Annotated in this window: 7 protein-coding genes and 2 pseudogenes; 4 read left to right on the top strand and 5 right to left on the bottom strand. The window is 69.0% G+C overall.

Annotated features, from left to right (window positions below; translation table 11 throughout):
* Together AB8Z36_RS10645 and acnA are read left to right on the top strand one after the other, a co-directional pair.
* Positions 1–844, top strand: an 844-nt coding sequence (locus tag AB8Z36_RS10645; RefSeq protein ID WP_369212986.1) for a LacI family DNA-binding transcriptional regulator, incomplete at its 5' end; no start/stop codon positions are given.
* 149 nt (positions 845–993) lie between these two features.
* Complete coding sequence (acnA, locus tag AB8Z36_RS10640) at positions 994–3,708, top strand: aconitate hydratase AcnA (protein ID WP_369212985.1); 2,715 nt, start codon at positions 994–996, stop codon at positions 3,706–3,708.
* A gap of 135 nt (positions 3,709–3,843) precedes the next feature.
* Here the strand turns inward: acnA and AB8Z36_RS10635 are convergent, their stop codons facing one another.
* From AB8Z36_RS10635 to AB8Z36_RS10620, 4 genes are all read right to left on the bottom strand, one after another.
* The gene (locus tag AB8Z36_RS10635) at positions 3,844–4,236 is read right to left on the bottom strand and encodes a VOC family protein (protein WP_369212984.1); all 393 of its coding nucleotides are present in this window, start codon (positions 4,234–4,236) and stop codon (positions 3,844–3,846) included.
* Between the two features lie 150 nt (positions 4,237–4,386).
* Positions 4,387–7,827 (bottom strand): GDSL-type esterase/lipase family protein, encoded by a 3,441-nt coding sequence (locus tag AB8Z36_RS10630; RefSeq protein ID WP_369212983.1) that lies wholly within the window; start codon positions 7,825–7,827, stop codon positions 4,387–4,389.
* 174 nt (positions 7,828–8,001) lie between these two features.
* Positions 8,002–8,244, bottom strand: a complete 243-nt coding sequence (locus tag AB8Z36_RS10625) for a DUF397 domain-containing protein (protein WP_369212982.1) — start codon at positions 8,242–8,244, stop codon at positions 8,002–8,004.
* Positions 8,241–9,068: a helix-turn-helix domain-containing protein gene (locus AB8Z36_RS10620; RefSeq protein ID WP_369212981.1), complete on the bottom strand. Its 828-nt coding sequence runs from the start codon at positions 9,066–9,068 to the stop codon at positions 8,241–8,243. Before AB8Z36_RS10620 ends, AB8Z36_RS10625 begins: the two co-directional genes overlap by 4 nt.
* Before the next feature lie 84 nt (positions 9,069–9,152).
* Here AB8Z36_RS10620 and AB8Z36_RS10615 point away from each other — a divergent pair.
* Positions 9,153–9,605: pseudogene (locus AB8Z36_RS10615) on the top strand (ATP-binding protein); the annotation flags it as partial.
* A gap of 46 nt (positions 9,606–9,651) precedes the next feature.
* Here AB8Z36_RS10615 and AB8Z36_RS10610 read toward each other — a convergent pair.
* The gene (locus tag AB8Z36_RS10610) at positions 9,652–13,467 is read right to left on the bottom strand and encodes a GH92 family glycosyl hydrolase (RefSeq protein ID WP_369212980.1); all 3,816 of its coding nucleotides are present in this window, start codon (positions 13,465–13,467) and stop codon (positions 9,652–9,654) included.
* Positions 13,468–13,744: 277 nt separating this feature from the next.
* Here AB8Z36_RS10610 and AB8Z36_RS10605 point away from each other — a divergent pair.
* Positions 13,745–13,974: pseudogene (locus AB8Z36_RS10605) on the top strand (serine/threonine protein kinase); the annotation flags it as partial.

Genomic DNA, 13,974 nt, shown 5'->3' with positions numbered 1-13,974 from the left:
CACCCGCACGATCGGCGTAGCGGTCACGACCTTCCCGGCGGCCGGAGCCTGGAGCTACACGGACATCGCCTACTTCGGCCGCGCCGTCACGGCGGCCACCTCGGCGGCCCACGCGCGCGGCTACGCGCTGATCACGCTGCCCGCCGACCGCGCGGGCGACGACTCCTGGCACCGCCTCGCCGTCGACGGCATGCTGATCATGGACAGCCCGCGCGGCGACCCCATGGTCCGCGCCCTGCGCGCACGCGGCGTCCCGCTGGTCTTCGACGGAGCGCCGGGGGACCCCCGGCCCGGCGACCGCTGGGTCGACAACGACCACGAGGCGGCCACCCACGGCGTCCTCGACCACCTCGCCGCGTCCGGCGCCCGCCGCGTCGCCCTCCAGGCGGGCAACGGCGGCGAGCACTACGCCCGCGCGGTCACGGCGGCGTACACGCGCTGGTGCGAGCGGCGCGGCGCGGAGCCGCTGATCGTGCCCTTCGGCGTCGCCGACGACGCGGGCCACGCCTTCGACGCGCTGCTGAGCGGCGCCGACCGCGCCGACGCGGTCTTCGCGGCGTACGACCCGGGCGGGCGCCAGCTCCTCGCGGCGGCGGGCCGCCACGGCCTGCGCGTCCCGCACGACCTGCGGATCGCGTGCGTCAGTGAGGATCCGGGGTACGCGCACACGAACCCGCCCGTGACCACGCTGAGCCTGAACCCGGAGCAGACGGCGCGCACGGCGGTGGCCCTCCTCCTCGACCTCGTCGAGGAACAGGAGGGGGCGGAGACGGCGAAGGCCCCGGCCACCGTGCCCACCGCGCTCCGGGTGCGTGCCTCGTCGGACGCACGGGTCATGTACTAGAGTTATCTCGACATCGAGATATCTGCCGAGGCGCACCAGAAGCCGCCACTCGGTAAGGGTTACCTAACTAAGCCTTACCTTAGCGGACCGACGAGGAGTCGTGGCGGCAGGATGTACGGAACGCGCGAAAAAATCTGAAGGAGACTGTCGTGTCGGCGAACAGCTTCGACGCCCGCAGCACGCTGCGCGTGGGCGACGAGTCGTACGAGATCTTCAAGCTGGACAAGGTCGAGGGCTCCGCACGCCTTCCCTACAGCCTGAAGGTGCTGCTGGAGAACCTGCTCCGTACCGAGGACGGCGCGAACATCACCGCCGACCACATCCGTGCCCTCGGCAACTGGGACTCGCAGGCCCAGCCGTCGCAGGAGATCCAGTTCACGCCGGCCCGCGTGATCATGCAGGACTTCACCGGCGTGCCCTGCGTGGTGGACCTCGCCACCATGCGTGAGGCCGTCAAGGAGCTCGGCGGCGACCCGGCGAAGATCAACCCGCTGGCCCCGGCCGAGCTGGTCATCGACCACTCCGTCATCGCCGACAAGTTCGGCACGGCGGACGCCTTCGGCCAGAACGTGGAGCTGGAGTACGGCCGCAACAAGGAGCGCTACCAGTTCCTGCGCTGGGGCCAGACCGCCTTCGACGAGTTCAAGGTCGTCCCCCCGGGCACCGGCATCGTCCACCAGGTCAACATCGAGCACCTGGCCCGCACGGTCATGGTCCGCAACGGCCAGGCCTACCCCGACACCCTCGTCGGCACCGACTCGCACACCACGATGGTCAACGGCCTGGGCGTCCTGGGCTGGGGCGTCGGCGGCATCGAGGCCGAGGCCGCGATGCTGGGCCAGCCGGTCTCGATGCTCATCCCGCGCGTGGTCGGCTTCAAGCTGACCGGTGAGCTGAAGCCGGGCACCACCGCCACGGACCTCGTCCTCACGATCACCGAGATGCTGCGCAAGCATGGCGTCGTCGGCAAGTTCGTCGAGTTCTACGGAGAGGGCGTCGCCGCCACCTCCCTCGCCAACCGCGCCACCATCGGCAACATGTCGCCGGAGTTCGGCTCCACCGCCGCGATCTTCCCGATCGACGACGAGACCCTGAACTACCTGCGCCTGACCGGCCGTGACGCCCAGCAGGTCGCGCTCGTCGAGGCGTACGCCAAGGAGCAGGGCCTCTGGCTCGACCCGGCCGCCGAGCCCGACTTCTCCGAGAAGCTGGAGCTCGACCTCTCCACGGTCGTCCCCTCCATCGCCGGTCCGAAGCGTCCGCAGGACCGCATCGTCCTCGCCAACGCCGCCGAGCAGTTCAAGATCGACGTGCGCAACTACGTCGACTCCGTGGACGAGGCGGGCAAGGAGTCCTTCCCGGCCTCCGACGCCCCGGCCACCACGAACGGCGTCCCGTCGAACCCGGTCCTGGTGACCGCCCCCGACGGGTCGACGTACGAGCTGGACCACGGCGCGGTGACGGTCGCGGCCATCACCTCCTGCACCAACACCTCGAACCCCTACGTGATGGTCGCCGCCGCGCTCGTCGCGAAGAAGGCCGTCGAGAAGGGCCTGACCCGCAAGCCGTGGGTCAAGACCACCCTCGCCCCGGGCTCCAAGGTCGTCACCGACTACTTCGACAAGGCGGGGCTCACCCCCTACCTCGACAAGGTCGGCTTCAACCTCGTCGGCTACGGCTGCACCACCTGCATCGGCAACTCCGGCCCGCTGCCCGACGAGGTCTCCAAGGCCGTCAACGACCACGACCTGGCCGTGACCTCGGTCCTCTCCGGCAACCGGAACTTCGAGGGCCGCATCAACCCCGACGTCAAGATGAACTACCTGGCGTCCCCGCCGCTGGTCGTCGCGTACGCCCTCGCGGGTTCGATGAAGATCGACATCACGACCGAGGCACTCGGCGTCGACCAGGACGGCAACCCGGTCTACCTCAAGGACGTCTGGCCCACCGAGGCCGAGGTCAACGACGTCGTGGCGAACGCCATCGGCGAGGACATGTTCAACAAGTCCTACCAGGACGTCTTCGCTGGCGACGCCCAGTGGCAGGCGCTGTCGATCCCGACCGGCGACACCTTCGAGTGGGACACCGAGTCCACCTACGTCCGCAAGCCCCCGTACTTCGAGGGCATGGCGCACGAGCCGTCCCCCGTCGAGGACATCCAGGGCGCCCGCGTCCTGGCCAAGCTGGGCGACTCGGTCACCACCGACCACATCTCCCCGGCCGGTGCGATCAAGGCCGACACCCCGGCGGGCAAGTACCTCACGGAGCACGGCGTGCAGCGCCGTGACTTCAACTCCTACGGCTCGCGCCGAGGCAACCACGAGGTCATGATCCGCGGCACGTTCGCCAACATCCGCCTGCGCAACCAGATCGCGCCGGGCACCGAGGGCGGCTTCACGCGTGACTTCACGCAGGAGGACGCGCCGGTCTCGTTCATCTACGACGCCTCGCGCAACTACATCGACCAGGGCATCCCGCTGGTCGTCCTCGCGGGCAAGGAGTACGGCTCCGGATCGTCCCGTGACTGGGCCGCCAAGGGCACCGCGCTCCTCGGCGTCAAGGCCGTCATCGCCGAATCCTACGAGCGCATCCACCGCTCGAACCTCATCGGCATGGGCGTCCTGCCGCTCCAGTACCCGGAGGGCCAGACCGCCTCGTCCCTCGGCCTGACCGGCGAGGAGACCTTCTCCTTCTCCGGCGTCACCGAGCTGAACAACGGCTCGACCCCGCGCACGGTCAAGGTCACCACCGACTCCGGTGTCGAGTTCGACGCGGTCGTCCGCATCGACACCCCCGGTGAGGCGGACTACTACCGCAACGGCGGCATCATGCAGTACGTGCTGCGGTCGCTGATCCGCAAGTAGCCTTCGGCTTCACGCGGTTGAGGGCCGCACCCCCGGATTCCCCCGGGGGTGCGGCCCTCTTGTTTCCTCCGCGGGCCGTGGGGGCTTGTCGCGCAGTTCCCCGCGCCCCTGGGAGCGCCCCTGGCGGGGCGGCTCCTAGGGCTTCGGCCAGCCGCCGTACGGGACCGTGATCAGTTCCAGCGCGTGCCGCGACGGGTCCAGGAAGTACACGCCCTTGCCGCCGTCGTTGCGGTTGATCTCGCCCGGCCGCTGCTGCCGCGGGTCCGCCCAGTGCTCGATGCCGCGGGCCCTGATCTTCTCGTACGCCGCGTCGAACTCGGCGTCCGAGACGAGGAAGGCGTAGTGCTGCGGGGTGAGGTGTTGCGCCGGGACGGTGGCGAAGTCCAGGGTCACCGCGTTGCTCAGGGCCACCGCGATGAACGGGCCCCATTCCCCGGTGATCTCAAGTCCCAGCAGGTCCGTGAAGAACTCCGCGGATTCCCGGTTGTCCCGGGCATGGATGATCGTGTGGTTCAGCTCTACCGACAAGGAATGCCTCCAGAAGGCATCTCCCGACACCTCCATGCCTCACCCAGCCGGTGACCGGCACGCGATGTCGCCAAGGATTGTACGACGCCGACCACGGCGAGGCACGGAGGGGGACGGTCGGCGGGGCCGCCCCCCCCGGGAACCCCGTTCCTAGCAGGTGCAGTCGAAGCGCCACCACTGGCCGACGTTGTTCACCGGCTCCTTGAGTGACAGGGGGTCTCCGGCGCCCGTTGCCGTCAGGACCGTACCGTCGAGGTTGTTGACGACGCGGTACCAGCCGCCGCCCATCTTCTCAAGGCGCCACTGTTCGCCCTTGTTGTCGGCCACCGCGTCCATCAGCGCGGCCACCTTGTCGATGACGTTGTACGACAGGTGGCGGGAGTCGATCAGTTTCGGGGCCACGCGCCAGATGCCGTCGGGGGCGCCGTCGGCGTGCAGGACCCACTTCTGGCGGTCCTGGCCCTGCTCCGGGGCCGCCCCGGTGATCTTCTTGCCCGCCGTGGTGTCACCGTCCGGCAGTTCCATCGCCAGGCCCGTGGCGGAGCGCATCATGACGCGGTCCGCGTCCTTCGGGTCGCTGCCTCCCTTGAGCGCGTCGGGGACGGTGACGCAGTCGGCCAGGGACAGGTCCTCATCGGCGTCCGTCACCAGGCACTTGCCGCTGTCCACGGAGCGCAGTGTGCGGCCCTGCCAGGCCCACTGCTGGGCGGTGGAGTTGTCGCACGTGTCGACCACGATCGCCTGCGCGTCCCCGACGGGGCTCAGGCAGCCCTTCGTACCGGAGTTCACCAGGTAGAAGGCGCCGTTGGCGGTCGGCTTCGGGGTCGTCGTCCGCGCCGCCGCCCTCGGCGGGGTCAGCGGGACCTGGGCCGTGGGCCGCCAGTCCTGGACGAGCTGGTCGTCCGCGCAGTCCGTCAGGCTCGCAGTGCCGAACGTGCCGCTGCGCAGGCACTTGTCGTGCTCGGAGCTGGCGATCTGGTGCTCACCCCGGTCCTCCCACCCGTCCGGCGCGGGGCGCGGGTTCGGCAGCGGACCCGGCGACTCCAGCCACCAGTCCTGCGACGCCCCGAGCGTGCACGGCTCCACGGTGAGCCAGCTCTTGCGGTCCTTGTCGGTCATCGTCAGCGGGTTCTGGGTGAGGCAGCCGCCCACCTTCCGCGAACCGTCGGACTCCCTCTTGAGGTAGAGGTACCTCACGGAGCCGTTCCTGTTCGGCGCCGAGAGGGCCCAGGTGGTGAGGTTGTGGCGGCCGTTCTTGGCCAGCTGCGCCCAGTAGTTGTCCTGCTTGCGGTCCGGGTCCTGGCCGTTGGACGGCTCCTCGCTGCTCGCCAGGTACAGGTCGCCCCGCTTGACCTCGATGTCGGCGAGGATCGGCTGCGGTTCGTCGGAGTCCTGCCTGGTGGTCGGCCCGCCGGGCTTGTGGGCGGTCACGTCCCACCCCTGCTTGTCGGTCTGGCCCTCCTCCTCACCACGGGGGTAGGCGCCGTCGCCGCCCCAGTCGGCGTCGACGAGGTCCCCGCTGTTCGCGCTCCGCAGGACCAGGCGGTGGGTCTCGTCCTCCAGGACGAGCGGGTACGGCTTCTTCAGGGAGACCCGCACATCACCGGGGCCCAGGGCGCGCGCCCCCGCGCAGGCGTAGTAGCCGTTGGACACGGACTGCGTCTGCTCGATGGTCTTGCGCAGGCAGGCGCCCATCGCCTGCTGGCCGTACGCGTTGGGGTGCGCCGCCTCCTGCGTCTCGCCCTGGGTCCAGGGGAGCCCGTCGGAGAGGCCCGGAATCCACCGCACCCACTCACTCGTGTTCGGGTCGGGCGGGCTGCCGAGGGTGTTCTTCTCGTCCGCCTGGGCCGCCCCCTTCCCGCACAGCTGGTGACCGGCGAGCGCGGCCAGCGGGTCGAGGAAGATGGTGTTCTGCGTCGCCGCGACGGAGGCGATCTTGTCGTTCAGGCCGGGCACGACCTCGTAGTGGAGCCAGTCCACGTCCTTGTCGGTCAGCGGGCAGCCACCGGACATCTCCCGCATCCACGCCTTGTTCTCGTAGCGTAGGTTCAGCGAGGAGGGGACGGGGTTGGGGTAACCCTGGATGATGATCTTCGTGTGGCTCTGGCCCGCGTCCGCCAGGGTCTTCTTGATCGCCGCGACCGTCTTGGAGACCGAGTCCTGCACCTTCCCCATCTTCTGGGGGATCTCGTCGCGGCCCTTGTCGCTGCACGGGCGGTTGGCCTCATAGCCGAGGACGCAGTCCTGGGCGATCTTGGAGAAGCCCAGGTCGTTCCCGCCGATGGAGAGCACCACGTACTTGAGGCGGTACTTCCTGGACAGCGTGGCCAACTGCTCGATCTGCGGCCTCTCGCCCTTGAAGGTACGGGTCAGGATGTCGTCGGTCGTGGCGCCGGAACACGCGATGTTCAGCCGCCGCTCCTGCGGGATGCCGAGCACGTCGCCGACCGACTTGATCTCGGCGACATCCGACCGGTGGCACATCTCCTTGCCCTCGCCGGTGGTCCCGTACACCCGCTTCGGGTCATGCTCGCACTTCTCCTCGACCCCGCTGCCGGAGCAGTTGAACGCGGTCCGGTCGGTGCCGAACGAGGAGCCGTTCTTGGCCTTGGCGCTGTACTGGCCGTTGGAGCCGTTGCCCTGCCAGCGCCCGGCCTCACCGGAGATGTAGCTGTCGCCCATCGACACCACGGCGTCCTGGCAGCCGTCGTCGGCCGCCGCCGACCGCGCGGCGCCCGCGAAGCCCCAGCCGCACTTGTGGGGCGGATTCAGCGCCACGGGGGAGTGGTCGGAGTACCGGCCCGGCTCGTCGACCCGTTCGGGGACGGTCTGACCCGGCTGGTTGACGTTGCCCGCGAGCGCGTAGTCGAGTTCCTTGCCGTGGATGTGCGTCGGCTTGCCGGTGTTGTGCAGGGTCATGCCGTTGAGGTTGCCGAGGTCCTTCGGTTCCTTGTTGAAGTCCCCGCCGACCACGACGTTGTACTGCGGACTTTGCGCCTTCGCCCAGGTCCAGGCCCGCTGCGCCTGCGCCTCCGCGTCGTTGCCGTTCTGGGCGGCGTGCAGGCTGAAGTACACGTCGTTGCCGAAGCGCACGCCCAGCATCGGGCGAGTATCGGAGCCGACCCGCCCCATGATGATCGTCTCGTCGGCGGGTTCCCGCGTGACGACCGTGGGGTTCACGCGGTGACCATTGACGTCCCAGTTGACTCGGTAGATGTGCCAGGTGTCTTTGCTGTTGAACTTCCAGGTCTTGTGCTGGACCTGGTTGATGGTCTCGAACTGGCCGTTGACGATCTGGTTGGGCGTGGGCGTGGTCACGTTGGTGGCGCTGCCCGGTACGTCCATGGGGCCGCCCTCTTGGACAAGGGCGATGTCCGGCTTACCAGTCAGAGGGTCGGCAAGCAGGGGGTTCTTGAGGGTGTCCCACTTCGCGGCGGGGTCGTTTGGGCCGTCGCCCGCGCCCTGCATGTTCCAGGTGAGGATGGTGCGGTCGATGGCGGCGGCGTGCGCCGGGGCGGCGCCGACGGTGGCGGTGAGCGCGGTCAGCATCGCCGCGAAGAGGGCGGTGACCAGTACGAAGACGAGCGGCACTCGGAGTCTTGCGCCGCCCCCTCGGAGCGGGGGGCTCTGCGCTAATGCGGGGTTCATGACGTACGTACGTCCTTCCCGGACCGGTGGGTGTGCGCTTCTGCGACACCGGCAGTAGATGCTAGGTGCACCGGTCCGGGGGCCAGGGGGGTCCTGGCGTGAACCCGCCGTTAAGTTCTAGGACTTGGGGAGGGACAGGAAGGCGGTCCAGGCGCCCGGGGCCACGGTGAAGTGGGGGCCTTCCGGGTTCTTGGAGTCCCGGATGTGAATGGCGGAGGGGTGCGCGGCGACCTCCAGGCAGGCGCCGCCCTGTTCGCTGCTGTAGCTGGACTTCCGCCACTCGTAGGCGACTTCGAGGCAGGCGCCGCCCTCGCTGCCACTGTAGGTTGACTTGAACCACGTAAGCGCGGTGCCGCTCATTGCTCTCCTAGCAGACGGTCCAACAGGTCCCTGGTGTCTTCGGGGTTGAGGGCCTGCGTCCGCAGCATCGCACACTTGTGGGCCAGGATCGCCACCTCGTCCGGATTGGCGATCAGCTGGCTTCCGCGCTGGGTTTCGGTGTAAGCGAGCCGCTGGTGCTCAGGAGTCTCAAGCAGCACGAAGGGGCCGTCAAGGGCTGCGTGGGTGGTACGCCCGAACGGCAGGACTTGCAGGGCAAGGCCCGGCAAATCAGCGTACTCACGTAGCCGGTGCAGTTGTTGCGTGTAGACATCCCGACCGCCAAGGCAGTCGCGTAGCACGGCCTCCCAGATCACGAAGCTGGTGGTCGGCGGGACCCTGCGGTGCAGGATGTCCTGCCGCTCCACTCGCATTGCGACGAACTGCTCGATCTCATCTTCATCGAGAACGGGGACGCGGCTACGGAAGACCGCCCGCGCATACGCTTCCGTTTGGAGCAGCCCTGGGAGTACCAAGCCCTCGTACCAAGAGATCGCGATCGCCTCCCGCTCGCAGTCCAGGTACTCCTCGGCCCACCGAGGGATCAGATCCACCTCCGGCATGTTCTCGACGGCAGTCTGCAGCGCCCCGCCCGTTTCCAGGAACTTGTCGAGCTGCACCGCCAGATCCATCTTCAGGGGGCGCCGCCCTTGCTCAATAGAGGCAATGTGCTCCCTGCTAACCATGAACTGCTCAGACAGTGTTTCCTGGGTGTACCCAGCCGCCTCGCGATACAGGGCGAGCAAGGCGCCCACCATCCGCATCGCCGACGTGTTCCTCCGTGACCCTTGCTTCGAGCCGCGCATACGGATCAACTCCCAGCCTGGGGCCGTACATGCAACAGCCAAACCAGTACGGCTCGGCTGTACGACCTTACGTACTGGTTCATGATGGCCACGGAACGTGAGCATTCTCACGTGAACCAAGAAACTCCACCCCTGATCTCGCACGACCCGCGTCAGCACTTCTACCGGCGCGAACGCCAGTCCGTCCCCGCAGCCCGAGCCTTCGCGAGCGCCACGCTCGACGACTGGGGCATCGAACCCCTCCGCGCGTACGACATCACTCTCTGCGTCAGCGAGCTGGTGACCAACGCCCTGCTGCACGGCGTCCCGCCGGGACGCGGATACGCGCTGTACCTGACCCACGCCGACGCCGTACTCCGCGTCGAGGTGCACGACAGCGGCGACGGCTGGCCCGAGCCCGGCAGCGGAGGGGAGGCCGACACATCGGGGCGCGGCCTCCTGCTGGTGGCGGCCCTGGCCGACCGGTGGGGCGCGGAGGGACGCGCGCCCGGCAAGATCGTGTGGTGCGAGTTCGACGACGAAGGCCGCGCCTGCCCGCCGGACGCTCCGGTGAGCGGTCCGTCGGACAGGCGCGGCCCGTCGGTCAGTCAGCCAGCAGTTCCACCTCCGCCAGCGTCGCCGACCCCTTGGGTACAAGGCGGTAGTGCCCGTACGAGCCCGGGTGGCGCACAGTGAACGCCCGGGTCTGCTGGTTCCAGGCGAAGGACTCGCCGGAGCGGCGGTCGAGCGTCTTCCACCTGCGGCCGTCCTTGGAGCCTTCGAGGACCCAGCCCTTTGGCGCCTTCGCCCGGTCGGCGGAGGACGTCAACGTGTACTGAACCGCCTTCGCCGAGCCGGTGACCGGCAGTGTGATCGCCGAGTCCGACGTGGTCTCCGTCGCCGAGGAGTTGTCGAAGAGCGCGCCCTCACCCTTGAGGGCGTCCTTCTTCGGGGACGGGACCTTGTCGTCCTGGGTGATGGACGCGGGCTGCGCGTTCTTGCCGGTGGCCCAGGCGGACGGCTTGGGGCCCATGTCGAACTCCAGGACACCGCCGTTGGCGACGGCCTTGTGCGGCAGGGCCGTGGAGTTCCACTTCTTGCCGTTGACCTTTAGGCCCTGCACGTAGATGTTCTTCGCGCTGTTCTTCGGGGCCTTCACCACCAGGTCGCGGCCGTTGTCCATGTGCACCGTCATCCTGGTGAACTGCGGCGAGCCGATCGCGTACTCGCCGCTGCCCATGACCAGCGGGTAGAAGCCGAGCGAGGAGAAGAGGTACCAGCCGGACTGCTCGCCGTTGTCCTCGTCGCCGTGGTAGCCCTGGCCGATCTCGCTGCCGGTGTAGAGGCGGGAGAGGACCTCGCGGACCTTCTCCTGCGTCTTGGCGGGCTGCCCGGCCGCGTCGTACATGTACGCGGCGTGGTGGGCGACCTGGTTGGAGTGGCCGTACATTCCCATGCGGACGTCGCGCGCCTCGGTCATCTCGTGGATGACGCCTCCGTAGGAGCCCGCGAACTCGGCGGAGCCGGTCTCGGGGGTCGCGAAGTACGCGTCGAGCTTGGAGCCGAGGCCCTTGCGGCCGCCGTAGAGGTTGGCGAGGCCGCGCGAGTCCTGCGGGGCGGTGAAGGCGTAGCCCCAGGCGTTGGTCTCGGTGTAGTCGTGACCCCACACGCGCGGGTCGAACTTCGCCGAGTCGACGCGCCACACGCCCTTGGCGTCCTTGCCCTGGAAGAAGCCGGGGGAGGTGCCCGCGCCCGCCGCCTTGTCGTCGAAGAGGTTCACGTAGTCACGGGCGCGGTTGAGGAAGTACGCGGACTCCTCCTTGTAGTGCTTCTTGCCCGTCTTCTTGTAGAGGGCGGCGCCCATCTTGGCGATGCCGTAGTCGTTGAGGTAGCCCTCAAGCGCCCAGGAGAGGCCCTCGTGCGTCTCGCTGCTCGTGTAGCCGAGGAACGGCGAGGTCTTCATGCCCTTGCGGCCCACGCCCGAGCTGGGCGGCGCGACCGTCGCGTTCTTCAGCGCGGCGTCGTACGCGGCCTCCGCGTCGAACTTCACGCCCTTGGTGTACGCGTCGGCGAACGCCACGTCGGAAGAGGTGCCCGTCATCAGGTCGGCGGCGCCCGGCGAGGACCAGCGCGAGGTCCAGCCGCCGTCCTTGTAGTGCTGCACGAAGCCGTCGACCAGCTCGCCCGCCTTCTTGGGGGTGAGGAGCGAGTACGCGGGCCAGGTCGTGCGGTAGGTGTCCCAGAAGCCGTTGTTCACATACGGCTTGCCGTCGACGATCCTGGCGCCGGTGTGGGTCGGCGTGTCCTGGCCGGTCGCGGGGGAGAAGGGCGAGGCGTACTGGTACTTGCTCTTGCCGCCCGCGCCCCTGACCTTCTCGAAGCCCGAGTTGGGGTACAGGTAGAGGCGGTACAGGGAGGAGTACAGCGTCGTGCGCCGGCCCTCGCTCGCGCCCTCGACCTCCACCCTGCCGAGGACGTCGTCCCACGCCTTCTGGGCGCGGTCCTTGACCCGGTCGAAGGAGGTGCCCGCCGGTATCTCCTGGGCCAGGTTGTCCTTCGCCTGGTCCACGCTGAGCAGGGAGGTGGCGAGGCGCAGGGTGACCGTGCGGTCCTTGCCGGGCTTGAAGCGGAGGTAGCCGGTGACGTCACCGCCACCGCCGCCGTCCAGCTTGCCGCCCGCCGTGGCCGGGGTGTCGAAGGTGCCGTAGACGAAGAGGCGGGTCGCGCCGGTCGACAGGCCGGACTTCACGTCCGAGTAACCCGTGACGATGCCCTTCTCCTTGTCGAGGGTCAGGCCGCCCTTGTCGTTGACGTTGTCGAAGATCACGCTCGCGTCGTCACCGGGGTAGGTGAACTTCATCATCGCGGCGTGGTCGGTCGGCGCCATCTCGGCCTTCAGGCCGTTCTCGAACGTCACGCCGTAGTAGTGCGGGCGCGCCGTCTCCTTCTCGTGCCGGAAGGGCAGGGCCCGCTTGGTGCGCGAGGCGCTCGGGGTGTCCTTGTCGACGGACGGCATGAGCTGGAACGTCTGCCGGTCGCCCATCCACGGGCTCGGCTCGTGGCTCGCGCCGAAGGCCTGCATCGTCGGCAGGTTGTCGTCGTTGTTGCCGCGCGCGTAGTCGTACAGCCAGCTCAGGGAGCCCGCGTTGGTGACCGGCGTCCAGAAGTTGAAGCCGTGCGGAACCGCCGTGGCGGGGAAGTTGTTGCCGCGCGAGAAGCCGCCGGAGGAGTTGGTGCCGCGCCGGGTGTCGGCGTAGTCGGAGGCGTGCGCCCTGGGCTTGGCGGGGGCCTGCTCCTTGAGCGAGACGTCGTCCAGCCAGCCACGGAACTTGGCCGGGCCCTTGGGCGCGTCGTAGGCGACCAGGATGCGGTCCACGGTCTTGCCGCGCGCCACGTCGCCGATCTGCGACTCGACGTTGTTCCACTGGTTCACGTAGAGCACCTTGGCGGCGCCCTGGCCGCGCGGGGTGAGCGCGAAGCCGTGCTGGTCGACGGCCTTGAGGTCGCTCAGATAGGTGCCGTCGGTGAAGGCCAGGTCCACGGCGACGTTCGTCGCGGCGTAGTCCAGGTCGCCCTCGGCCATCGAGGGGAAGACGCGGTAGCCGAGCCGGGTGTCGCGCTTCACCGGGACATTGACGTCGAAGACCTTGTTGTACGAATAACCCCGGCCGTCGGCCTTGTGGCTGCCCGCGTAGCGCAGCGCGTGCTTGCCCGTGAACCCGGCGCGCGCCTTTGCGGTGGGGGAGCCGCTGGGGCCCCGGTCCACCAGGCTCAGCATGTCCTCGGGGGCCGGGGACCCGGTGCCGCCCACGGAGAGCTGGACGTCGGCGAGCTGGAGGGCGTCGGAGGCGCCGTTGTTGCCGGTGAAGTCGATGCGGAAGTGCGAGTAGGCCGTCGCGTTGTCGAAGTCGTACTTCTTCGTCTTGTGGCGCCCGTCGAAGGTCTCGCCCTTGCGCTCGTCGAGGACCTTCCAGTCCTCGCCGTCGGTGGAGCCCTTCAGGGTCCAGTCCTTCGGGTCGCGCTCGGCGTGGTCGTTGGCGGAGGTCAGCGCGTACGTCACGGCCTTGGCGGGCTCGTCGAGGTCGAACTCGACCCAGCCCGTCTTCGCGAACGTCAGCCACTTGCTGGTGGCCTCGCCGTCGATGAGGTTGTCCGCCACCTCGCCGGAGCCCGCGTTCTCGCCGCTGGCCCGGACTTCGGTGACGTGGTTCATCACGCTGCCGGGCAGGCCCGCGCTGAACTCGCCGTTGACGCCGGAGGCCTTCTTCTTGCCGTCGGCGCCGGTCTCCACGGTGTTCAGCCAGTCCGGTGCGGCCTCGCCCTCCTCGAAGGAGGAGCTGAATTCGGCTTCGGTGCGCGGTGGTTTCTCGGGCCCGGCGACGGCGGCCCCCTGCGCCGCCACGACGAGCGCCAGCGCCATCGATCCGATGACGGCTGCCGAGCGCGTCCCGGGAATCCCCGGACGCTGGTGTCTGTATCGAGGTCTGCGAGCCTGGTGCGGCATCCCCGAGCCCCTCCTTGCGGGTTGGACAACGTTGTCACGATCGCTACGCAAGCTCTAGTAGGGAGTGAAGTGGTGAGGGGTGTCAAGGCTGTTGCCGCGATTCGCGGGGCGCGAGTTTCTGTCGGTGGATCAGCTCCGCTCCGCTGCCCGCTTTCGGTACCCTCACCTGCGGAATGGGGGAGGTGGCGGGGGCATGCATCCGCTCGGGGGCGGCGATCCCACGTCGATCGGCGCGTACACGCTCTTCGGCAGGCTCGGCAGTGGCGGCATGGGCGAGGTGTTCCTCGGCCGGGGGCCGGACGGGAGCCTCGCCGCGATCAAGGCGGCGCGGTCCGAACTCGCCCACGATGTCGCGTTCCGCCGCAGGTTCGCGCGCGAGGTGGACGCCGCGCGCAAGGTCGACGGGCGGTTCACCGCGGCCGT

Source organism: Streptomyces flavofungini, assembly GCF_041028215.1.
In the GTDB taxonomy this organism is placed as follows: Bacteria; Actinomycetota; Actinomycetes; order Streptomycetales; family Streptomycetaceae; genus Streptomyces; species Streptomyces flavofungini_B.
The sequence above is the reverse complement of the archived record's forward strand: the minus strand, read 5'-3'. Positions and strand labels throughout refer to the sequence as shown.